General features: G+C 66.5%; 17 protein-coding genes, 1 pseudogene and 1 riboswitch. Of the genes and pseudogenes, 10 read left to right on the forward strand and 8 right to left on the reverse strand.

Features of this window, described 5'->3' with window-relative positions:
* Positions 1-40: 40 nt before the first annotated feature.
* Entirely contained in the window at positions 41-940 is a 900-nt protein-coding gene (locus ACDI39_RS19890) for an energy transducer TonB (RefSeq protein ID WP_253102780.1), read from the reverse strand.
* Between the two features lie 146 nt (positions 941-1,086).
* Entirely contained in the window at positions 1,087-2,040 is a 954-nt protein-coding gene (gene gshB / locus ACDI39_RS19895) for a glutathione synthase (protein ID WP_225788849.1), read from the reverse strand.
* A gap of 267 nt (positions 2,041-2,307) precedes the next feature.
* On the opposite strand from gshB, the gene ACDI39_RS19900 reads away from it, so the two are divergent.
* The 7 genes from ACDI39_RS19900 to trhA all read left to right on the forward strand — a co-directional run bounded on the left by ACDI39_RS19900 (position 2,308) and on the right by trhA (position 11,801).
* Entirely contained in the window at positions 2,308-2,709 is a 402-nt protein-coding gene (locus tag ACDI39_RS19900) for a response regulator (RefSeq protein ID WP_225788850.1), read from the forward strand.
* A 47-nt stretch (positions 2,710-2,756) separates the two neighbouring features.
* Complete coding sequence (pilH, locus tag ACDI39_RS19905) at positions 2,757-3,122, forward strand: twitching motility response regulator PilH (RefSeq protein WP_486536992.1); 366 nt, start codon at positions 2,757-2,759, stop codon at positions 3,120-3,122.
* The gene (locus tag ACDI39_RS19910; RefSeq protein WP_225788852.1) at positions 3,119-3,673 is read left to right on the forward strand and encodes a chemotaxis protein CheW; all 555 of its coding nucleotides are present in this window, start codon (positions 3,119-3,121) and stop codon (positions 3,671-3,673) included. The genes pilH and ACDI39_RS19910 overlap by 4 nt, the downstream gene beginning before the upstream one ends.
* Before the next feature lie 10 nt (positions 3,674-3,683).
* Positions 3,684-5,744 (forward strand): methyl-accepting chemotaxis protein, encoded by a 2,061-nt coding sequence (locus tag ACDI39_RS19915; RefSeq protein WP_225788853.1) that lies wholly within the window; start codon positions 3,684-3,686, stop codon positions 5,742-5,744.
* A 10-nt stretch (positions 5,745-5,754) separates the two neighbouring features.
* A complete protein-coding gene (locus ACDI39_RS19920) occupies positions 5,755-10,629 on the forward strand; it encodes a hybrid sensor histidine kinase/response regulator (protein ID WP_486536993.1) in 4,875 nt (1,624 codons plus the stop codon).
* On the forward strand, positions 10,622-11,110 hold the full coding sequence (locus ACDI39_RS19925) for a chemotaxis protein CheW (RefSeq protein WP_225788855.1): 489 nt from the start codon (positions 10,622-10,624) through the stop codon (positions 11,108-11,110). Before ACDI39_RS19920 ends, ACDI39_RS19925 begins: the two co-directional genes overlap by 8 nt.
* Positions 11,111-11,183: 73 nt before the next feature.
* Entirely contained in the window at positions 11,184-11,801 is a 618-nt protein-coding gene (gene trhA / locus ACDI39_RS19930; protein WP_225788856.1) for a PAQR family membrane homeostasis protein TrhA, read from the forward strand.
* Here trhA and ACDI39_RS19935 read toward each other — a convergent pair.
* Together ACDI39_RS19935 and ACDI39_RS19940 are read right to left on the reverse strand one after the other, a co-directional pair.
* The gene (locus ACDI39_RS19935; protein ID WP_225788857.1) at positions 11,798-12,517 is read right to left on the reverse strand and encodes a 16S rRNA (uracil(1498)-N(3))-methyltransferase; all 720 of its coding nucleotides are present in this window, start codon (positions 12,515-12,517) and stop codon (positions 11,798-11,800) included. The two genes, trhA and ACDI39_RS19935, sit on opposite strands and share 4 nt — an antisense overlap.
* A 143-nt stretch (positions 12,518-12,660) precedes the next feature.
* Positions 12,661-14,067 (reverse strand): adenosylmethionine--8-amino-7-oxononanoate transaminase, encoded by a 1,407-nt coding sequence (locus ACDI39_RS19940; protein ID WP_225788858.1) that lies wholly within the window; start codon positions 14,065-14,067, stop codon positions 12,661-12,663.
* A 223-nt stretch (positions 14,068-14,290) separates the two neighbouring features.
* Here ACDI39_RS19940 and ACDI39_RS19945 point away from each other — a divergent pair.
* The 3 genes and pseudogenes from ACDI39_RS19945 to ACDI39_RS19955 all read left to right on the forward strand — a co-directional run.
* Positions 14,291-15,808, forward strand: a pseudogene (locus ACDI39_RS19945) (flavin monoamine oxidase family protein); the annotation flags it as partial.
* Positions 15,809-16,133: 325 nt separating this feature from the next.
* Positions 16,134-16,685, forward strand: coding sequence for a cytochrome b (locus tag ACDI39_RS19950; RefSeq protein WP_225788859.1), 552 nt, complete (start codon positions 16,134-16,136; stop codon positions 16,683-16,685).
* Positions 16,686-16,719: 34 nt separating this feature from the next.
* On the forward strand, positions 16,720-17,295 hold the full coding sequence (locus tag ACDI39_RS19955) for a YceI family protein (RefSeq protein ID WP_225788860.1): 576 nt from the start codon (positions 16,720-16,722) through the stop codon (positions 17,293-17,295).
* Between the two features lie 160 nt (positions 17,296-17,455).
* On the opposite strand, the gene rhlE2 is transcribed toward ACDI39_RS19955, so the two are convergent.
* The 4 genes from rhlE2 to ahcY all read right to left on the reverse strand — a co-directional run bounded on the left by rhlE2 (position 17,456) and on the right by ahcY (position 22,868).
* Complete coding sequence (gene rhlE2 / locus ACDI39_RS19960; RefSeq protein ID WP_253102778.1) at positions 17,456-19,339, reverse strand: RNA helicase RhlE2; 1,884 nt, start codon at positions 19,337-19,339, stop codon at positions 17,456-17,458.
* Between the two features lie 219 nt (positions 19,340-19,558).
* Positions 19,559-20,347: a substrate-binding periplasmic protein gene (locus ACDI39_RS19965; protein WP_253080923.1), complete on the reverse strand. Its 789-nt coding sequence runs from the start codon at positions 20,345-20,347 to the stop codon at positions 19,559-19,561.
* 96 nt (positions 20,348-20,443) lie between these two features.
* On the reverse strand, positions 20,444-21,289 hold the full coding sequence (gene metF / locus ACDI39_RS19970) for a methylenetetrahydrofolate reductase [NAD(P)H] (RefSeq protein WP_253080924.1): 846 nt from the start codon (positions 21,287-21,289) through the stop codon (positions 20,444-20,446).
* Between the two features lie 169 nt (positions 21,290-21,458).
* Positions 21,459-22,868 (reverse strand): adenosylhomocysteinase, encoded by a 1,410-nt coding sequence (gene ahcY / locus ACDI39_RS19975; protein ID WP_225788864.1) that lies wholly within the window; start codon positions 22,866-22,868, stop codon positions 21,459-21,461.
* 21 nt (positions 22,869-22,889) lie between these two features.
* Positions 22,890-22,986, reverse strand: a riboswitch (S-adenosyl-L-homocysteine riboswitch).
* Positions 22,987-23,109: the final 123 nt, after the last annotated feature.

Here is a 23,109-nt window from a genome sequence, read left to right on the forward strand (position 1 = left end):
TAGGCTTGGCTTCAAGCTCCACCACGTTTCGAGCTTCAAGCTAGTTGCTGGACAACCGGTCACCGCGGGCGAAGCGCCAGGTGCGGATGATTTCCAGCCGGTCGAACTCCGCCAGGTCGCCGGTGAACGGTGCGAACGGCGCTGCCAGACGGACGATACGCTGGGCCGCCTGGTCGAGCACCGGCTGGCCGGAGGACTCCAGGACCAGCACCTCGTACAGCGAACCGTCGCGGTTGATCGACACCATCATCCGCAGGTTGCCGTAGATCTGCTGGCGGCGGGCCTGCTCGGGGTAGTTGAGGTTGCCGACCCGCTCGACCTTCTTGCGCCACTCCTCCTTGTACCAGGCACCCTTGTCGCGCATCGTCGAGGCCGCGTTGAGGCGGTGGATGCGCGGGCGCTTGGCGTACAGCTGCTGCTCCTGGGACAGCTCCGCCTCGAGGCTGGCGATCTGGCTGGACAACTGCGAACTGTCGAACTCCGGCACCGCCGCCTGGGGCTTGGGCCGCGGCTTGCTTTCCTTGGGCTTGGGCTCGACCTTGTGCGGCTTGGGTGCCTGGGTGGCCACTGCGGATTTTTTCGGCGCAGGTGGCGTCTCGGGTCTGGCCGCCGGCGGCGGGGTGACCTTGTTGATCTTGCTGTCCTGGAACGGCGCGACCTCGGTGGTCTTGGGCACCGCCTTCTTCTCCAGGGTGCCACTGCCCTGCTGGTCGTCCTGGGCCTGGAAGTCAGCCTTCTGCGGCGGCTTCTCGCTCTTGAAGGTGGCCAGGGTGATGTCCATGGTGTGGCGGATTTCGGCCGGCTTGACCACGGTGAAGCCCACGCCGAGGATCAGTGCCAGGTGCACCAGCGCAGCCAGGAACAGGGTGAAGCCGAGCCGGTCCACCGGGCGAACGCGGGGTGGCAGCAGGTCGGCGGGGATGTCGGCGGGCAACGTCATCAGGTATCCACAGTCAGCTTCGAGCTAGAGCTGCAAGCTTCAAGTAGCGGCGGCCAGGCGCAGGCCCGCGTTTTCTTGCGGCTTGCAGCCCGAAGCTTGCGGCTGCGTATCATACCCCACTGCGCGCGTTTGCTTCGCGTCGGTGGTCAGTGCGCCTTGAGCTTGCGATCAATGGCGTCCATCAGTTGGGCGCCGATGCGGGTGTCGTAGGCGGCGTCGATCTCGCGGATGCAGGTCGGGCTGGTGACGTTGATCTCGGTGAGGTAGTCGCCGATCACATCCAGGCCGACGAACAGCAGGCCCTTCTCGCGCAGGGTCGGGCCGACCTGGGCGGCGATCCAGCGGTCGCGCTCGCTCAGCGGGCGGGCCTCGCCACGGCCGCCGGCGGCCAGGTTGCCACGGGTCTCGCCGCTGGCCGGGATGCGCGCCAGGCAGTAGGGCACCGGTTCGCCGTCGATCATCAGGATGCGTTTGTCACCGTCCTTGATCGCCGGCAGGAAGGCCTGGGCCATGATCTGCTGGCTGCCGTGCTGGGTCAGGGTCTCGAGGATCACCGAGAGGTTGGGGTCGCCTGGGCGGTGGCGGAATACCGAGGCGCCGCCCATGCCGTCCAGCGGCTTGAGGATCACGTCGCCATGGGTGGTGGCGAACTCACGCAGGATGTCGGCGCGGCGGCTGACCAGGGTCGGCGCCATGCACTGCGGGAAGCGCGTGGCGAACAGTTTCTCGTTGCAGTCGCGCAGGCTCTGCGGGCGGTTGACCACCAGCACGCCCTCGGCCTCGGCCTGCTCCAGCAGGTAGGTGCTGTAGACGAACTCCATGTCGAAGGGGGGGTCCTTGCGCATCAGGATCACGTCGAGCTCGGCCAGGGCGCAGTCCTGCTCCTCGCCCAGCTCGAACCAGCGTGCCGGGTCGGCGAACACGGTCAGCGGGCGCATCTGCGCACGGGCCTGGCCGGCGCCCAGGTAAAGGTCACGCTGTTCCATGTAGAACAGGGTCCAGCCGCGCTCCTGGGCCGCCAGCAGCATGGCCAGCGAGCTGTCCTTCTTGTAGGAAATGGACGCGATGGGGTCCATGACAATCCCGAGGCGAACGCTCATGGGTGAATTCCTCTTGGCGGCACCTGGGCCGCGATGGCTCTAAGACAAAAGTGGTTCAGGGTGGCGCCGCGAGCGCGGATGGTCAAGGGCCGGGCAGATGGAATGGCTATCCGGAGTGTGCTAAAAATGCCCACAGCTTCAAGCTGCAAGCCCCAAGCTGCAAGAAAAGGCCCGCCATGCCCCGATCCGCTTTTTCTTGCCGCTTGAAGCTTGGCGCTTGAGGCCTGAAGCTTGCCGCTCTCCGCGAGCATCGATGGTAGCGAAGATATGGAACAACCCCTGAAGGTGATGGTGATCGACGACTCGCGCACGATCCGCCGCACCGCCCAGATGTTGCTCGGCGAGGCGGGCTGCGAGGTGATCACCGCCAGCGATGGCTTCGATGCCCTGGCCAAGATCGTCGACCACAAGCCACAGATCATCTTCGTCGATGTCCTGATGCCACGCCTGGACGGCTACCAGACCTGCGCGGTGATCAAGCACAACAGCGCCTTCAAGGATACCCCGGTGATCCTGCTGTCCTCGCGCGATGGCCTGTTCGACAAGGCCCGCGGCCGGGTGGTCGGCTCCGACCAGTTCCTGACCAAACCATTTAGCAAGGAAGAACTGCTCGATGCGATCAGGGCTCACGTGCCCGGGTTCGCCGTGCAGGCACAACACGCACCCTGACCCCGTCCGCCATGGCGGTGTCTTCTTTCCTTTGATGGGGAAACAGCATGGCCCGAGTTCTGATTGTCGACGACTCGCCGACAGAAATGTACAAACTGACTACCTGGCTGGAAAAGCACGGGTACCAGGTGCTCAAGGCCGACAACGGCGCCGACGGCGTGGCCCTGGCCCGCCAGGAAAAGCCCGATGCGGTGCTGATGGACATCGTCATGCCCGGCATGAATGGCTTCCAGGCCACCCGCCAGTTGAGCAAGGACGCCGAGACCAGCGCCATTCCGGTGATCGTGGTCACCACCAAGGACCAGGAAACCGACCGGATCTGGGCCAAGCGCCAGGGCGCCCGCGACTTCCTGACCAAGCCGGTGGAAGAGGCCGCGCTGATCGGCAAGCTGCAAGAAGTGCTCAAGGTTTGACCACCCGCCCCCACGGCGCGTCGCTGACCGCCTTCGAGCTGTTGCTGGACATCGACCGGCGCTGCCGCCTGCTGGTGGCCGACCAGCCCCTCCAGGACACCCGGGTGCAACACTGGAGTGGCATCGGCTTTCGCATCGCCGGGCAGTGGTTCGTGGCGCCCATGGGCGAAGTCGCCGAGGTGTTGCGCGAGCCGCGCAGCAGCCGGGTGCCAGGCGTGCAGCCATGGGTCAGCGGCGTGGCCAACCTGCGTGGCCGGCTGTTGCCGGTGATGGACCTGTGTGCCTTCTTCGGCCTCGGCCCGGCGGCGCCGGGCAAGCAGCGCCGGGTGCTGGTGCTGGACCACGAGGAACTGTTCGCCGGCCTGCTGGTGGACGAGGTGCTGGGGTTGCAGCACTTTGCCCTGAGCAGCCTGGAGCTGGCGCCGCCGCAGCCGCTGCTGCATGCCGCGGCGCCCTTCGTCCAGGGGCATTTCCCCCGTGAGCGCAACTGGGCGATCTTCAGCCCGTTCGCCCTGGCCCAGGCGCCGGGCTTTCTCGATGTGGCGTTGTAGAGGACCGACCGTGAACAAGCCCGTCACCCCCGTCACCCCACCAGCCGTGACGCCGCGTGCCCGTAGCAGTGCGCAGATCACCGTGCTGTTCGTGGTGCTGATCCTGTCGATCATCCTGCTGTTCGCCAACTTCGCCTACCTCAATACCCAGTCCACCTACGACAAGCAGTACATCGGCCACGCCGGCGAGTTACGGGTGCTGTCCCAGCGTATCGCCAAGAACGCCACCGAGGCGGCGACCGGCAAGGCCCTGGCCTTCAAGCTGCTGAGCGATGCGCGCAACGACTTCGAGCGGCGTTGGAGCTACCTGCGCGAGGGCGACAAGGCCACCGGCCTGCCGCCGGCACCGACAACCGTGCGCGACGAGATGGCCGCCGTGCACCAGGACTGGGAGAACCTGCGCAAGAACACCGACACCATCCTGGCCAGCGAGCAGACCGTGCTGTCCCTGCACCAGGTGGCGGCGACCCTGGCCGAGACCGTGCCGCAGCTGCAGGTCGAGTACGAGAAGGTGGTGGAGATCCTGTTGCAGAGCGGTGCGCCCGCCAACCAGGTGGCCGTGGCCCAGCGCCAGTTGCTGCTCGCCGAGCGCATCCTCGGCTCGGTCAATACCGTGCTGGCCGGGGACGACAGTGCGGCCCAGGCCGCCGATGCCTTCGGCCGCGACGCCAGCCGCTTCGGCCAGGTGCTCGAAGGCATGCTCGGGGGCAACCCGGCGATCCAGGTGACCAAGGTCGAGGACCCGGATGCCCGCGCCCGCCTGGCGGAGATCGCCGAGCTGTTCCAGTTCGTCGCAGGCTCGGTGGACGAGATCCTCGAGACCTCGCCCGAGCTGTTTCGCGTACGCGAGGCGGCCGGCAACATCTTCAGCCTGTCGCAGACCCTGCTCGACGAGGCCTCGCACCTGGCCAATGGCTTCGAGAACCTGGCCAACGGGCGCACCCTCGACACCGTCGGCGGCTACGCCCTAGGCCTGCTAGCGCTGGCGTCGATCATCCTCATCGGCCTGGTGATGGTCCGCACCACCCGTCGCCAGTTGCGCGACACCGCCGAGAAGAACGAACGCAACCAGCAGGCGATCATGCGCCTGCTCGACGAGATCGAGGAGCTGGCCGACGGCGACCTGACCGTCACCGTCTCGGTCACCGAGGACTTCACCGGCGCCATCGCCGACTCGATCAACTACTCGGTCGACCAGTTGCGCGACCTGGTGGTGACCATCAATCACAGCGCCGAGCAGGTCGCCGCCGCGGTGCAGGACACCCAGAACACCGCGCGCCAGCTGGCCAAGGCCTCGGAGCACCAGGCCGAGCAGATCAGCGAGGCCTCGCTGGCGGTGGGCGATATGGTCGAGTCGATCGACCGGGTCTCGGCCCATGCCTACGAGTCGGCCAAGGTGGCCGAGCGTTCGGTCGCCATTGCCAACAAGGGCAACGAGGTGGTGCACAACACCATCCAGGGCATGGACAACATCCGCGAGCAGATCCAGGACACCGCCAAGCGGATCAAGCGGCTTGGCGAGTCTTCCCAGGAAATCGGCGATATCGTCAGCCTGATCGACGACATTGCCGACCAGACCAACATCCTGGCCCTTAACGCGGCGATCCAGGCCTCGCTCGCCGGCGAGGCCGGACGCGGCTTCGCCGTGGTCGCCGACGAGGTGCAGCGCCTGGCCGAGCGCTCGTCGTCGGCCACCCGGCAGATTGAGGCGCTGGTGCGGACCATCCAGGCCGACACCAACGAGGCCGTGATCTCCATGGAGCAGACCACCGCCGAGGTGGTGCGTGGGGCCCGCCTGGCCCAGGACGCCGGCGTTGCCCTGGCGGAGATCGAGGGGGTATCGCAGACCTTGGCCGAACTGATCCACAGCATCTCGGATGCCGCCCAGTTGCAGACGTCCTCGGCCGGTCAGATCTCCCACACCATGGCGGTGATCCAGCAGATCACCGCGCAGACTTCCGCCGGCTCCGGCGCCACCGCCGACAGCATCCGCCACTTGGCACGCATGGCCAGTGAAATGCGCCGCTCGGTGTCCGGTTTCACCCTGCCGGCGCCTGCCGAGCGACCTTGAGGAGCCACCGATGGTCGCTGCAGCAGTGAGCCCCGAACGTCACGACACGGTTGCCCTGGCCTGGGCCAAGGCGCCCATCCTCGATTGCCTGGGGCAGGCGCGCCAGGCGCTGGAGCGCTTTGCCAGCGAGCCGGAAGACCCGGCGGTGCTGGCCTTCTTCGTCGACAACCTGCACCAGGTGCAGGGTTGTCTGCGCATGCTCGAACTGCGCGGCGCGGCGCGCCTGGCCGAGGAACTGGAACTGCTCGGGCGGGCCATGGCCGACGGCCAGGTCAGCCCCCGTGGCGACTGCCTGGGGGCACTGTTCCGTGGCCTGGAGCAGCTTCCGCCGTACCTGGAGCGTTTGCGCAGCGCCCGTCACGACCTGCCGCTGGTGATGCTGCCGCTGCTGAACCAGCTGCGCGGCTGCCGCGGTGCCGACCCACTGTCCCAGGGCTGCCTGGTGGGCGATGCGGCGCAGCGCCTGGCGGGTGCCGCCGACCTGGCCAACCTCGACTTGTCCCTGGGCAACTGGCGCGAACAGCTGCAGGCCGGCCAGGGCCGCGATGCCCTGCGCTCGGTGGTGATGGCGCTGTGTGACGACCTGGTGCGTATCAAGGAGCGCCTGGACCAGTTCGTGCGGGGCGACCGCCAGCAGAGCGAGCAGCTCGAAGCGCTGTTGGCACCGCTGCGCCAGGTCGCCGACACCCTGGCCGTACTGGGATTCCAGCAGCCGCGGCGGGTGATCGTCGACCAGGTGCTGGCCCTGCAGGCCCTGGCCCAGGGCGAGCGGGCAGCGGACGACGCGGTATTGATGGATATGGCCGGCGCCCTGTTGTACGTGGAGGCGACCCTCAATGGCATGATCGGCCCGCTGGAGGAGGCCGGCCAGGCAGGGCTGCCCGGGGCGGACCTGGCGCAGATCCGCCAATTGGTGCTGAACGAGTCGTTGGCGGTGTTGCAGCAGGCCAAGGACCTGATCGGCGACTGCCTCGAGTCCGGTTGGCCGCGCCAGCGCCTGCAACCCTTGCCGGGCCTGTTGCAGCAAGTGCGGGGGGCGCTGGCGATGCTGATGCTGCCGGCCGCCGCCGAGGTATTCGGCGCTTGTGCCGGCTATGTGCAGGGCTGGCTGTCGCACCTGGACGAAGAACCGCCGGCGGACGAGCTGAACCACCTGGCCGAGGCCCTCAGCGCCGGTGAGTGCTACCTGCAATGGCAGGTGGCCGACCCCTTGGCCGATGGCCAGCCCTTCATCGACATGGCCTGTGTCAGCCTGGCGGCGTTGGGCGTGCCGTGCCGGCAACAGCAGGCGAGCGCCGAGGCCGAGGCGATCGACGACGAACTGCGCCAGGTGTTCCTCGAGGAAGCCGGCGAGCTGCTCCCGGAGGTCGAGCGCCACTGGCTGCGCTGGCGAGCGGACAATCGCCTGCACGATGCCCTGGTCGAGGTACGCCGTGCGCTGCACACCCTCAAGGGCAGCGGGCGGATGGTCCATGCCGAGGCTGTCGCGGAGCTGGCCTGGGGCGCCGAGCATCTGCTCAACCGCGTACTGGAGGGGCGCATCGCGCTGGGTGCCGAAGGGGTAGTGGCCTTGCAGCAGGTGTTCGTGCGCCTGCCCGACCTGCTCGCCGATTTTGCGGTCGGCCAGTTGCCGCCGCTGGAGGAGGTCGAGCAACTGGCCGGCCACCTGCACGCGCTGGCGATGAACGATGCGCCTGTGGCCAGCGAGGTCGAGGGGTTCGATCCGCAACTGCTGGAGATCTTCCGCAACGAGGCGCTGGGCCACCTCGGCCGTCTCGAAGCCTTCCTGCAGGCGGCCGACGGGCAGGGCACGCCGGTCAGCGACAGCCTGCAGCGCGCCTTGCACACGCTCAAGGGCAGCGCCGCCATGGCCGGCGTCATGCCGATCGCTGAACTGGCCACTGCCTTCGACCGCCTGGTGCGCGAATACAAGGGGCACCAGTTGCGCTTGCAGGTCGCGGAGCTCGAATGGCTGGAGGCGGCCCGCTCATTGTTCCACGTGGGCCTGGCCCAGCTGGACAGCGCGCCGCTGGTGGCCATCCCCGGTGCGGTGGAGCTGATCGAGCAGGTCGGCGAGGCGGTGGATGCGCGCCTGGCGGTCCTGCAGGACGAGCCTCTGCACACGCGCAGGGTCAAGCGCGATCCCCAGTTGATCGCCCGCTTCCTGGCCCAGGGCATGGACATCCTGCTCGATGCCGAATCGTTGCTGTCGTGCTGGCAGGAGCATCCCGGCGAGCGCCAGGAACTGGATGCCTTGCTCGACGAACTGACCACCCTTGGCCACGCTGCCCATCTGGCGGACCTGTGGCAGGTGGATGAACTCTGCGAGGCCTTGCTCGACCTGTACGGTGCGGTGGAAGAGGGTAGCCTGGCGGCCAGTGCGCGCTTCTTCGCCCAAGCTCAGCAGGCCCATGAAGCCTTGATCGACATGCTCGACGAGATTGCCGCCGGCCAGGAGGCGACCGCCCGTCCGGAGTGCCTCGCCGCCTTGCGTGGGCTGCTGGACGACGCCCTCGAGCCAGGTGCCACGGGCCTGGTGGGCCAAGATGCGGTGACACCGCTGGCCTCACCCGGGCCTGTAGCGCAAGAGACGGACAGCCCGGGTGACAACGAACTGCTGGAAGTCTTCCTCGAAGAAAGCTCGGACATCGTCGAAAGCGCTGCCGCCGCATTGGAACGCTGGCAGGCCGACCCGCGCAGCAGCGTCGAGATCGAGAACCTGCTGCGCGACCTGCACACCCTCAAGGGCGGGGCGCGGATGGTCGAGATCGCGGCCATCGGCGACCTGGCCCACGAACTGGAGTTTCTCTACGAGCTGCTGGCCGCCGGACGCCTGCCGCCCAGCCCGGCCTTGTTCGCCCTGCTGCAGAATTGCCACGATCGCCTGGCGCACATGCTCGATGCGGTTCGCCTCGGCCAGCCGCTGCATGCCGCCACGGCGTTGATCGACTACATCCGCAATTTCAGCAGCGCCGCCCTGGCCGACAGCGTGGCCGCCCAGGCCGAGGCGGCGCCTGCCGAGGCGCCTGCCGCCGCCCCCGAGCGCCCGGCGGGCGATATGGTCAAGGTCGATGCCGAGCTGCTCGATGACCTGGGCAACCTGGCCAGCGAGCATTCGGTGATCCGGGGGCGCATCGAGCAACAGATCAACGATGCCCAATTCGCCCTCAACGAGATGGAGACCACCCTGGAGCGCATGCGCGACCAGTTGCTGCGCCTGGACATCGAGACCCAGGGGCGCATGTCCAGCCGCTACCAGCCCGAGGGCGATGCCTACGACGACTTCGACCCCTTGGAAATGGACCGCCACTCCCAGTTGCAGCAGTTGTCCCGGGCCTTGTTCGAATCGGCCTCGGACTTGCTCGACCTCAAGGAAACCCTGGCCCAGCGCGCCCAGGAGACGCACAGCCTGCTGTTGCAGCAGGCACGGGTCAACAGCCAGCTGCAGGAAGGCTTGACGGCCACCTTGATGGTGCCTTTCGAGCGCCTGGTGCCGCGCTTGCAGCGGGTGGTCCGGCAGGTGGCCAGCGAGCTGGGCAAGCAGGTCGAGCTGGTGGTCGGCAATGCCGAGGGCGAACTGGACCGCAGTGTCCTCGAACGCATGGTGGCGCCCCTGGAGCATATGCTGCGCAACGCCGTCGATCACGGCCTGGAAGCCCGCGAGGTGCGCCTGGCCGCCGGCAAGCCGGAGCTTGGGACCATTCACCTCAACCTGCTTCACGAAGGCGCCGACATCGTCATCGAGATGAGCGACGACGGTGCTGGCGTGCCCCTGGAGGCGGTGCGCAACAAGGCGATCAAGCGTGGCCTGCTGTCACCCCGGGCACAGCTCAGCGACCACGAGATCCTGCAGTTCATCTTGCGCCCCGGTTTCTCCACCGCCGAGAAGATCACCCAGATCTCCGGGCGCGGCCTGGGGATGGACGTGGTGCACGAAGAGGTCAAGCAACTGGGCGGCTCGATGAGCATCGAGTCCAGCCCTGGCAAGGGCGCGCGCTTTTTGATCCGCCTGCCGTTCACCGTGTCGGTGAATCGGGCCTTGATGGTGCACCTGGGCGAGGAGCAGTACGCCATCCCGCTCAACACCATCGAAGGCATCGTGCGTGTGCCGCCCGCTGAGCTGGAGGCTTGCTACCAGTTGGACCCGCCGCGCTACACCTACGCCGGCCACGCATACGAATTGCGTTACCTCGGCGAATTGCTGCAGGGGACGGCCCAGCCCAGCCTGCTGGGGCAGAGCGTGCCGCTGCCGGTCCTGCTGCTGCATGCCCAGGCGCAGTCGTACGCGATCCAGGCCGACAGCCTGTCGCCGAGCCGCGAGATCGTGGTCAAGAGCCTGGGGCCGCAGTTCGCCGCGGTACCGGGGCTGTCGGGGGCGACCTTGCTGGGCGATGGCCGGGTGGTGCTGATCCTCGACCTGCTCGGCCAGCTACGGGGCCAGCAGCGCCGCCTGGCCCGCCTGCCGGGCGGCCAGGGTGGGCCGCGCCCGCTGTTCGGCCCGGTGCCACGGCGGCGCTTGCTGGTGATGGTGGTGGACGACTCGGTGACCGTGCGCAAGGTCACCAGCCGTCTGCTGGAGCGCCACGGCATGAGCGTGCTGACCGCCAAGGACGGTGTCGATGCCATGGCTCAGCTTGAGGCGCATCGCCCGGACGTGCTGCTGCTGGACATCGAGATGCCACGCATGGACGGCTTCGAGGTGGCCACCCGAGTGCGTCGTGACACCCGCCTGAAGGATCTGCCGATCATCATGATCACGTCCCGTACCGGCCAGAAGCACCGCGACCGGGCCATGGCCATCGGGGTCAACGAATACCTGGGCAAGCCCTACCAGGAGTCGGTCCTGCTGCAGAGCATCGCCCACTGGAGCCAGCCTCATGCTTGAACATATCGCCGGCCAGCGCAGCAGCCTGACGGGCCTGCTGCTGCCTTTGGGCGACCGCACCCTGGTGCTGCCCAACGTCGCCGTGGCCGAGCTGATCGGCCAGCGTGCCTTCGCCTGCCGCCCGGGCAACCCGGCTTGGCACCTGGGCTGGATCGACTGGCGCCAGCAGCGCTTGCCGCTGATCGGCTTCGAGGCCGCCTGTGGCGGCGAGACTGCCTGCGGGGAGCGCTCGCGCGTCGTTGTGCTCAACGCCCTGGGCGACACCGGGCTACGCTATCTGGCGCTGCTGCTGCAGGACATCCCCCGCTCATGCAAGCTCGACAGCCAGCTCAACTATGTGGACGTGCCCTTGGCCAGCCTGGAACTGGCGGCCGTGCAGGTCGGCGAGCAGGTCGCGCGGGTACCGGACCTGGCGGGTCTCGAGCGGCTAGTCCGCGAAGCCTCCCCAGCTTCAAGCCTCAAGCCGCAAGCTTCAAGCTGATCGCTGCCTGCTTTTTCTTGTAGCTTGCAGCTGCCCCTAGGAACCCGCGTCGACTGCAGAGGTCTGTGCTTGCATGTATCACGGTGAACGTTTCAACGCCTGGACGCACCTGGTCGGTGCCGTGCTGGCCTGCATCGGTGCCATCTGGCTGATCGTCGTGGCCGGGCTGCAGGGCGACCCCTGGAAGATCGTCAGTTTCTCCATCTACGGCGCCACCCTGCTGCTGCTCTACAGCATCTCCACCCTCTACCACAGCACCCGCGGGCGGGCGAAGGTGATCATGCGCAAGCTCGACCACCTGTCGATCTACCTGCTGATCGCCGGCAGCTATACGCCGTTCTGCCTGGTCAGCCTGCGCGGGCCCTGGGGCTGGAGCCTGTTCGGCGTGGTCTGGGGCCTGGCCGTGGTCGGCATGCTGCAGGAGATCAAGCCGCGCTCGGAGGCGCGGGTGCTGTCGATCATCATCTACGCGGTGATGGGCTGGATCGTCCTGGTGGCGGTCAAGCCCCTGCTGTACAGCCTGGGAGCCGCCGGCTTCGCCTGGCTGGCGGCCGGCGGGGCGTTCTATACCATCGGCATCATCTTCTTCGCCTTCGACAGCCGCTTTCGCCACTGGCATGGCATCTGGCACCTGTTCGTCATCGCCGGCAGCCTGTTGCACTTCATCGCCGTGTTCTTCTACGTGCGTTAAAAGTCGCCCCACAACTGCTGCGCCACCGACAACGCCACCACCGGCGCGGTCTCGGTGCGCAGCACACGTGGGCCGAGGCGGGCGGCGTGGAAACCGGCGGCCTTGGCCTGCTCGACCTCGGTATCGCTCAAGCCGCCTTCCGGGCCGATCAGGAAGGCCAGGCGCGCAGGTTTGGCATGGCGGGTCAAGGGCTCGGCCACCGGGTGCAGGACCAGCTTGAGGTCCGCGTCGCTCGCCTTGAGCCATTCGGCCATGGCCACCGGCGGGTGGATCACCGGCAGGGTCGAGCGGCCGCATTGCTCGCAGGCGCTGATCGCTACCTGGCGCCAATGGGCCAGTCGTTTGTCGGCGCGTTCGTCCTTCAGGCGTACCTCGCAGCGTTCGCTGACGATCGGGGTGATTTCAGTGGCGCCCAGTTCGGTGGCTTTCTGGATCGCCCAGTCCATCCGTTCGCCACGGGACAGGCCCTGGCCCAGGTGAATGCGCAGCGGCGATTCGGCCTGGCCGGGCAGGGCCTGGTCGAGGGCGACGCGCACGGTCTTCTTGCCGACTTCGAGCAACTGGCCACGGTATTCCTGGCCGCTGCCGTCGAACAGTTGCACGGCGTCACCGGGGGCCATGCGCAGCACGCGGCCAATGTAGTGGGCCTGGGCCTCGGGGAGTTCGTGCTCGCCGAGGCCCAGGGGGGCATCGATGAAGAAGCGGGACAGTCTCATGAAGGGCTCGACAGTAAAGTGGTGACGCATTCCGTGTGGGAGCGGGCTTGCCCGCGAATGCGTCCGATCAGGCAACGGGGCCGTGCTGGCTGGCGCATTCGCGGGCAAGCCCGCTCCCACAGGGGAATGCGCGATGCTTGTGGTCAACCCGGATCGCGGAAATCGGGGTGGAAGTCCTTCGGCACCGTCACGCTGACGCTGTCGCGGGTGGCGATGTCGATGCCTTCGCTGGCCACTTCGGCCAGGAAGTCGATCTGTTCCGGGGTGATCACGTACGGCGGCAGGAAATACACCACGCTGCCCAGCGGGCGCAACAGGGCACCACGGGTCAGGGCATGCTCGAAGACCTTCAGGCCACGCCGTTCCTGCCAGGGGTAGGCGACCTTGCCGGCCTTGTCCTGGACCATCTCGATGGCCAGGGCCATGCCGGTCTGGCGCACTTCGGCCACGTGCGGGTGGTCGGCCAGGTGCGCGGTGGCGCTGGCCATGCGCGCGGACAGGGCTTTGTTGGCCTCGATCACCTGGTCCTGCTCGAAGATGTCCAGGGTCGCCAGGGCCGCTGCGCAGGCCAGCGGGTTGCCGGTGTAGCTGTGCGAATGGAGGAAGGCGCGCAGGGTCGGGTAGTCGTCGTAGAAGGCCTGGTACACCTCGTCGGTGGTCAGGCAGGCGGCCAGTGGCAGGTAGCCGCCGGTCAGCGCCTTGGACAGGCACAGGAAGTCCGGGCGGATGCCGGCCTGTTCGCAGGCGAACATCGTCCCGGTGCGGCCGAAGCCCACGGCGATCTCGTCATGGATCAGGTGCACGCCATAGCGGTCGCAGGCCTCGCGCAGCAGCTTGAGGTACACCGGATGGTACATGCGCATGCCACCGGCCCCCTGGATCAGCGGCTCGACGATCACCGCGGCGATGCTGGCGTGGTGTTCGGCCAGGGTCTGCTCCATGGCGGCGAACATGTTCCGGGAATGCTCTTCCCAGCCCATGCCCTTTGGGCGCAGGTAGCAGTCGGGGCTCGGGACCTTGATGGTGTCGAGCAGCAGTGCCTTGTAGGTTTCGGTGAACAGCGGCACGTCGCCCACCGACATGGCGGCGATGGTCTCGCCGTGGTAGCTGTTGCTCAGGGTGACGAAGCGCTTCTTGTCGGGCTGGCCCTTGTTCTGCCAATAGTGGAAGCTCATCTTCAGCGCCACTTCGATGCACGACGAGCCGTTGTCGGCATAGAACACCCGCTCCAGCCCGGCCGGGGTCATGGCCACCAGGCGTTCGGACAGCTCGATCACCGGCTGGTGGCTGAAACCGGCCAGGATCACATGCTCGAGCTGGTCGACCTGGTCCTTGATGCGCTGGTTGATGCGTGGGTTGGCATGGCCGAACACGTTGACCCACCAGGAGCTGACGGCGTCCAGGTAGCGCTTGCCCTCGAAGTCTTCCAGCCACACGCCCTCGCCACGGCGGATGGGGATCAGCGGCAGGTGCTCGTGGTCTTTCATCTGGGTGCAGGGGTGCCACAGGACCTTGAGGTCGCGTTGCATCCACTCGTTGTTCAGGCCCATGGGCACTTCTCCTGGCGACGCGGCGTGTATGAACCGGTAAGCCTAAGCAAAGCCGGCGGACGGGACAACCGCAGTGCTGACTGAAACAAAAAATCCAGTGCTGCTAGGCACTTGATGGCGCTGTGCTGGCGAGGTTCGCATACCTGACGTATTCTTAACGCATCACCCCCTGGGGGCTCGTTTCCCCCCTTTTTTCGTCATCTCTGATCCGGAGTTCGCCAAAATGGCTGCTGCTTGGGTGCGCCTGTGCGCGTTGATATTGATCGGTGTGTCCAGCGGTGCCGCGCTGGCAAAGGACAAGACACCGTCGGCGATCGTGGTGGGTGGCGGCCTGGCGGGCCTGACCGCAGCCTACGAACTGCAGAACAAGGGCTGGCAGGTCACCCTGCTGGAGGCCAAGTCCGGCATGGGAGGACGCTCGGGCCTGGCCACCAGCGAATGGATCGGCAACAGCAAGGCTCAGCCGGTGCTCAATCAGTATCTGGAGCGTTTCAAGCTTGAAACACTGCCGGCGCCGGAGTTCGTGCGCACCCCCGGCTACCTGATCGACGGCGAATACTTCAGCGCCGCCGACCTGGCGACCAAGCAGCCAGTCACTGCCGAAGCGCTCAAGCGCTACGAGAAGACCCTCGACGACCTGGCCCGTTCGATCGACGATCCGCTGAACCCGGCGGCCAACAGCACGCTGTTCGCCCTCGACCAGATGAACGTCTCCACCTGGCTGGACAAGCTGCAGTTGCCGACCACTGCGCGCCAACTGATCAACCAGCAGATTCGCACCCGCTACGACGAGCCCTCGCGCCTGTCGCTGCTCTATTACGCCCAGCAGACCCGTGTCTACCGTGGCGTCAGCGACCGAGACCTGCGCGCCGCGCGCCTGCCAGGCGGCAGCCCGGTGCTGGCCCAGGCGTTCGTCAAGCAGCTCAAGACCATCAAGACCAGCTCGCCGGTGACCGCCATCGTCCAGGACAAGAACGGCATCACGGTCAAGGTCGGCGATGTCGGCTACCAGGCCGATTACCTGGTCATGGCCGTGCCGCTGCGTGCGCTGGCGAAGATCCAGATGACCCCGGGGCTGGACAGCCAGCACCTGGCGGCCCTCAAGGGGACCAACTACGGCTGGCGCGACCAGATGATGCTCAAGTTCAAGCAGCCGGTATGGGAAAGCCGTGCGCGCATGTCTGGCGAGATCTTCAGCAACGCCGGCCTGGGCATGTTGTGGATCGAGCCGGCGCTCAAGGGCGGGGCCAACGTGGTGATCAACCTGTCCGGCGACAATGCGCGCCTGTTGCAGGCGTTCGGCGACAAGCAGATGGTCGACCAGGTCCTGATTCGCCTGCACGCCTTCTACCCGCAGGCCCGTGGTGCGTTCACCGGCTATGAAGTGCGCCGCTACAGCACCCAGGCCGGCATGGGCGGCGCGTACCTGGCCTACGGGCCAGGGCAGATCAGCAAGTACTGGCGCCTGTGGGAGCGCCCGGTGCAGCGTATCGCCTTTGCCGGCGAGCACACCGATGCCCTGTACCCGGGCACCCTCGAAGGCGCCCTGCGCAGTGGCCAGCGGGCGGCCAGCCAGGTGCAGGACCTGGCGGCCGGCAAGTCGTTCGAGCCGGCCAAGGCCAAGCCGGTGGCTGCGGCGCCTGCCGTCGGCAAGGACAAGCCAGCCGGCTTCTTCTCACGCCTGTTCGGTGGCGACGACAAGCCGCAGCCCAAGGAAGCCCCCGTCAAGGCGGCGCCCGAGGCGGGCTGATTCGATGTAATGGGCGGGGCTGCTTCGCGCCCCATCGCCGGCAAGCCGGCTCCCACAGGGTGGACTGCCCCCGAAAAGTTGGACAGGTTAGCTAGCGACCTGTGTGGGAGCCGGCTTGCCGGCGATGGGGCGCGAAGCGGCCCCAAGTACGCTCCCCGCGACAACACCTCATCTCCCGTCTACCGTTAATGTTTCCTTAATAGGAAGCTCGCACACTACATATCGGATTTGTCGATAATCCGAAGCAAGTTTTTCCGCTTTTATTCGATACGTTTCGCGCTAGTCTGTGCGCAGCTTTCACGGGGAACATGCCAACATGCAACTGCGCAACTCACCTTCTCGCTATGGCCTGGTCAGCATCGTCCTGCACTGGGGCGTAGCCCTGGCGGTCTTCGGCCTGTTCGGCCTGGGCCTGTGGATGGTCGGCCTCGACTACTACAGCCCATGGCGCAAGTCGGCGCCCGACCTGCACAAGAGCATCGGCCTGATACTGCTGGCGGTGATGCTGCTGCGCGTGCTCTGGCGCTTCGTCAGCCCGCCACCACCGGCACCGGCCAACCACGGGGCATTCACCCGGCTGGCCGCCAAGCTGGGGCACCTGGCACTGTACCTTGGCCTGTTCGCGGTGATGATCGCCGGCTACCTGATCTCCACCGCCGACGGTGTCGGTATCCCGGTATTCGGCCTGTTCGAGGTGCCGGCGCTGCTCAGCGATCTGCCCGACCAGGCGGACACTGCCGGGGTCATCCACCTCTACCTGGCCTGGGGGCTGGTGATCTTCGCCATCCTGCATGGCCTGGCAGCCCTCAAGCACCATTTCATCGACCGTGACGCGACCCTGACCCGCATGCTGGGCCGCAAAGCTTGACTCTCAACCTCAATTGCAAAGGAAGGAAGTAAGGATGTTGAAAAAGACTTTTGCCGCCCTGGCGCTCGGTACCGCCCTGTTCTCCGCCGGCCAGGCCATGGCCGCCGAATACAAGATCGACAAGGAAGGCCAGCACGCGTTCGTCGACTGGAAGATCAGCCACCTGGGCTACAGCTTCATCCACGGCACGTTCCGCGACTTCGACGGTGCGTTCACCTGGGACAGCGCCAAGCCCGAGGCCAGCAAGATCAACGTGGACCTGAAGACCGCCAGCCTGTGGTCGAACCACGCCGAGCGTGACAAGCACATCGCCAGCGCCGATTTCCTGGACGTGAAGAAGTATCCAGAGGCCAAGTTCGTTTCCACCAGCGTCAAGCCGACCGGTGACAAGACCGCCGACGTGACCGGCGACCTGACCCTGCACGGCGTGACCAAGCCGGTCACCTTCAAGGCCGTGTTCAACGGTGAAGGCAAGGACCCATGGGGCGGCGAGCGTGCGGGCTTCAACGCCACCACCACGCTGAACCTGAACGACTTTGGCATCAAGGGCCCGGGCCCAACCTCCCAGACCCTGGACCTGGACATCAGCATCGAAGGCGTGAAGAAGTAACGCGCTGATCCCTTAGGGCTGCTGTGCGCAGCCCTATCGCGACACAAGGCCGCTCCCCCAGGTTTTCTGCATCAACCACTTTAGCAGTGGCGTTGCAGGATCCTGTGGGAGCGGCCTTGTGTCGTGATAGGGCCGCGTCGCGGCCCCAACGGTTTGCTGGTCAGCGATTGCGGGTCAGCAGGGCAGGGCGCTCGCCCCGCGGACGGCTCGGCAGATCATCCAGTTGCTCGGGCGTTGGGTAACGGTCGAGCTTGGACTCCTTGCGAATGATCACCGGCTGCTGCTGTTCGCGCTGTTCGCGTGGGTTGCGCACCGCTGGCTCCTGCCGGGAGAAGTCATCGCGGCCCGCGCGGTTGCGCCCGGCGTTGCCATCACGGCGCGCGCCACCGTTGTTGTTGCGGGCACGCTTTTCGCCGGAGCCCTGGCGCTGACCACCGCCATTGCGGCCCTGGCCCCCCGCGTTACGCTGGCCGTTGCCCTGGTTGGCGTTGCCGCCATTGCCACCGGGGCGACGGTTGCGGCCCTGGTTCTTGGCGTTCTGGTAGGGGCTTACGTAGTCGGCACGGTTGCCGAAGTTGTCGATATCGTCATCCAGGAATTCCTCCGGGTCACGATCGGCCGGAATCGGCGGGATGCTGGCCTGCGCCTGGCCAGCCTGTTGGCGTGGCTTCTTGTTGTCGCGTGGCTTGCGCGCTTGCTTCTGCTGCTTGTCGCCGGCCTTGGCCTTCTCGGCGGGCTTCTCGGCGGCCTGCTGCTTGGCCTTGCCTTTGTCCTTGCCCTTGTCCTTGCGCCCGCCGCTGCCTTCCTTGCCGCCTTCGCCGCGTGCCTGGTTGCGCCCGCCACGACCGCTGTTCTGCGGACGTTCACGGACTTCCGGCTTCTCGGCCTCCACCTGGCTGGGGTCGAAGCCCATCAGGTCGCCATCGGGAATCTTCTGCCGAGTGACGCGCTCGATGCTCTTGAGCAGCTTCTCTTCGTCTGGCGCCACCAGCGAGATGGCTTCGCCCGAGCGGCCGGCGCGGCCGGTGCGGCCGATGCGGTGGACATAGTCTTCCTCGACGTTGGGCAGCTCGAAGTTGACCACATGGGGTAATTGGTCGATATCCAGGCCGCGCGCGGCGATATCGGTGGCCACCAGCACGCGCACGGTGTTGGCCTTGAAGTCGGCCAGGGCCTTGGTGCGGGCGTTCTGGCTCTTGTTGCCGTGGATCGCGGCGGCGCTCAGGCCGTGCTTTTCCAGGTACTCGGCCAGGCGGTTGGCGCCATGCTTGGTGCGGGTGAACACCAGCACCTGTTCCCAGGCGCCCAGGGTGATCAGGTGCGCCAGCAGGGCGCGCTTGTGGCTGGCAGGCAGGCGGTAGACGCGCTGCTCGATACGCTCGACCGTGGTGTTCGGCGGCGTGACCTCGATGCGCTCGGGGTTGTGCAGCAGCTTGTCGGCAAGGTCGGTGATGTCCTTGGAGAAGGTGGCCGAGAACAGCAGGTTCTGGCGCTTGGCCGGCAGGCGGGCGAGGACCTTCTTGACGTCGTGGATGAAGCCCATGTCGAGCATGCGGTCGGCTTCGTCGAGGACCAGGATCTCCACGTGGGCGAGGTCGACGCTGCCTTGGCCGGCCAGGTCGAGCAGGCGGCCGGGGCAGGCCACCAGGACGTCGACGCCCTTGGCCATGGCCTGGATCTGCGGGTTCATGCCGACGCCGCCGAAGATGCAGGCGCTGACCAGGTGCAGGTCACGGGCATAGACCTTGAAGCTGTCATGCACCTGGGCGGCCAGTTCGCGGGTCGGTGTCAGCACCAATACCCGTGGCTGGCGTGGGCCGTGGCGCTGGGACTTGTCGGGGTGGCCGCCGGGGAACAGGCGCTCGAGGATCGGCAAGGCGAAGCCGCCGGTTTTGCCAGTACCTGTCTGGGCGGCGACCATCAGGTCGCGGCCTTGCAACACGGCGGGAATGGCCCGCTGTTGCACCGGAGTGGGCTGGGTATAGCCCGCAGCCTCGATAGCGCGGACAAGAGCCTCGGAGAGACCGAGGGAAGCAAAGGACATGGGCAATCCTGTTCTCGTGGGGGCTGGGCCCGATGGGATGATCTGCCTGGCGCGACGGGCATCGGAAGGATGCGATCGCGTCCGGTCCAGCAGGGCGTCACTGCGCATCCGGGAAGCGGCGGGCGGGCACTGGGGGGTGCGTTGCCGACGGTCGAGATGCCTGTTGCGAGGCCGAGCGTCCGGGCGTGAGCCGGGCGGGAAGGCCCGAGTATAACAGAGCTATCGCGGTGTGCCGCGTTCCTGCTGCTCAACGGTGTCAGGAATATCGGCGCCATCGCCGTCATAGCGTGCGTTGATCGCTGCATAGGCCGGTTCCAGCTTGAAGCGCCGCAGTTCGGCGGCGAACGCCTGGGCCAGTTGCTCGCGGCCTGGTTTGCGTGCCAGGCCCAGGTACTGCGGGTGGCGGCTGATCACCAGGGGCAGTTCCTCGACCTGCCGCTCGAGCCCCAGTTGGCGGCGTAGGTAGCGCCCGCCACGGCGGTCGGTCACCAGCAGGTCGATGCGGCCCAGGAGCAGTTTGCCGAAGTTCGCCTCGAGGGTGGGCGCCGCTTCCCGGCGAAACAGCGGGGATTCGCTGAACGCGGCACTGTAGGCGTAGCCCGGGGCAGTGCCCACGGTCAGGCCGGCGAGGTCTTCCAGGCGTTCGACGGCATGACGCCGGGCACGGGCCTGGAACAGCACGAACTCGACCTGCGACATGGGCTCGTCCGGGTAGACCAGGTAGGGCCTGCGCGAGTCGAGCTGGAAAATGTCCATCACGCCGTCGGCCTGGCCCTGCTCGACCATGGCCAGGCAGCGCTTCCACGGCAGGAACTGCCAGTCGATGTCGAAGCCCAGGCGCTTGAACACTTCGTTGCTGACTTCGTAATCGATGCCACGCGGCTGGCCATTGTCCCGGTAGATATAGGGCGCCCAGTCGTCGCTGACCAGGCGCAGCCGCTCGGCCTGGGCCAGCGGGCCCAGGCAGGCGAGCAGCAGGAGGCAGAAGAGGCGGGTGACATGGCGCATGGCGGGCAGGGTACGCCGTCCGCCGGTCGATGGCCAGAGAGCCGCTGCGCAGGGCCTGGACGCACCTTTTCGGTGCTCATCCAGGCCCCTGCCGGATTAGCGTGGCAGCTTGAGGTTGTTCCAGATCGCCAGGCTCGGCTCGGCCTGGTTCAGGGTGTAGAAGTGCAGCCCGGGTGCGCCGCCTTGCAGCAGTTGCTCGCACATGCGGGTGATCACTTCCTCGCCGAACGCCTGGATGCTGCGGGTGTCGTCCCCGTAGGCTTCCAGCTGCTTGCGGATCCAGCGCGGGATCTCGGCGCCGCAGGCATCGGAGAAGCGTGCCAGCTTGCTGTAGTTGGTGATCGGCATGATGCCGGGTACCACCGGAATGTCCACACCCAGCTTGCGCACGCGCTCGACGAAGTAGAAATAGCTGTCGGCGTTGAAGAAGTACTGGGTGATGGCGCTGTCGGCGCCGGCCTTGACCTTGCGCACGAAGTTGGCCAGGTCGTCCTCGAAGTTGCGTGCCTGGGGGTGCATCTCGGGGTAGGCGGCGACTTCCAGGTGGAAGTGGTCACCGCTTTCCTGGCGGATGAACTCGACCAGGTCGCTGGCGTAGCGCAGTTCGCCATAGGCCATGCCCATGCCCGACGGCAGGTCGCCACGCAGGGCGACGATGCGCTTGATTCCGGCTGCCTTGTACTGGGCGATCAGGGTGCGCAGTTCGTCCTTGCTGTCACCGACGCAGGACAGGTGTGGCGCGGCGGCTACCTTGGCCTCGCTTTCCAGTTGCAGCACGGTGTTGAGGGTACGGTCGCGGGTCGAGCCCCCTGCGCCATAGGTGCAGGAGAAGAAATCGGGGTTATAGGTGGCCAGCTGGCGGGCGACGCCCATCAGTTTTTCATGGCCGGCCTCGGTCTTGGTGGGGAAGAACTCGAAACTGTAGCGGCGTTCTTGTGACATCACTCGTTCCTCGAGCAGCGGGCTTGAGCTTCAAGCGGCGAGCTGCAAGTGAAAGCCAGATCGGTGGTGGCCGATCTGGCTGGGGCATCGTTCAAGGTCCATTCAGCTGCAAGAAGCATCGGCACGCGCTGATTTTTCTTGCCGCTTGCAACTGACAGCTTGCCGCTGGTTAGTAGCGGTAGGTGTCTGGCTTGAACGGGCCGTCGACGGTCACGCCGATGTATTCGGCCTGCTGCGGGGTCAATTGGGTGACCACGCCGCCGAAGCCGCGGACCATCTCCAGGGCCACTTCCTCGTCGAGCTTCTTGGGCAGCACTTCCACGGTCAGGCGCTCGGCCTTCTGCGCGGCCGGCAGCTCGGCGAACTTCTGGCCGAACAGGAAGATCTGCGCCAGCACCTGGTTGGCGAACGAGCCGTCCATGATGCGGCTCGGGTGGCCGGTGGCGTTGCCCAGGTTCACCAGGCGGCCTTCGGCCAGCAGGATCAGGTAGTCGTCGTTCTGCGGGTCGAAGGTGCCGGCGCCGGTGCGGTGGATCTTGTGCACCTGCGGCTTGACCTCTTCCCAGGCCCAGTGCTTGCGCATGAAGGCGGTGTCGATCTCGTTGTCGAAGTGACCGATGTTGCAGACCACGGCACGCTTCTTCAGGGCCTTGAGCATGTTGGCGTCGCAGACGTTGACGTTACCGGTGGTGGTGACGATCAGGTCGATGCGGCCCAGCAGGTCACGGTTGATGCCGTCCTCGGTGCCGGTGTTGATGCCGTTCTTGAACGGCGACACGACTTCGAAACCGTCCATGCACGCCTGCATGGCGCAGATCGGGTCGACTTCGGTGACCTTGACGATCATGCCTTCCTGGCGCAGGGACTGGGCCGAGCCCTTGCCCACGTCGCCGTAGCCGATCACCAGGGCCTGCTTGCCCGACAGCAGGTGGTCGGTACCGCGCTTGATGGCGTCGTTGAGGCTGTGGCGGCAGCCGTACTTGTTGTCGTTCTTGCTCTTGGTGACCGAGTCGTTGACGTTGATCGCCGGGACTTTCAGCTCGCCCTTGGCCAGCATGTCCAGCAGGCGGTGCACGCCGGTGGTGGTCTCTTCGGTGATGCCGTGGATCTTGTCCAGCATCGCCGGGTACTTCTTGTGCAGGATCTCGGTCAGGTCACCGCCGTCGTCCAGCACCATGTTGGCGTCCCATGGCTGGCCATCCTTGAGGATGGTCTGCTCGATGCACCACTCGTACTCCTGCTCGGTCTCGCCCTTCCAGGCGAACACCGGGATGCCGGCGGCGGCGATGGCGGCAGCGGCCTGGTCCTGGGTCGAGAAGATGTTGCAGGACGACCAGCGTACTTCGGCACCCAGGGCGATCAGGGTCTCGATCAGCACGGCGGTCTGGATGGTCATGTGGATGCAGCCGAGGATCTTCGCGCCCTTGAGCGGTTGCTCGGCCTGGTATTTGCGGCGCAGACCCATCAGCGCGGGCATTTCCGACTCGGCGATGATGATTTCCTTGCGGCCCCAGTCGGCCAGGGAGATATCGGCGACCTTGAAATCGGAAAAACCTGCAGGCGTGTTTACAGCGCTCATCGAGAGCCTCCATTCGTAGTGTGCGAATGGGCGCCGTTGTGCGTTGAGCGTCCGCGGGAGCGGACAACGCCCCATCCGAGCCTGACAGGTGGAACCTGCTGCAGCGCCCCTCGGACAGGTGGCGGGCATGACCCCTCTGCGGGTGGTCATGTGAAGCGGCTGGGATTATAGCTGCGGCGCAGGCCCAGGCCCAAGGTTTTCTGTCGATTAATCGCGACGATAGTCGATGTTCAATGGAGAG

This window comes from Pseudomonas sp. Tun-23181 (genome assembly GCF_057415455.1).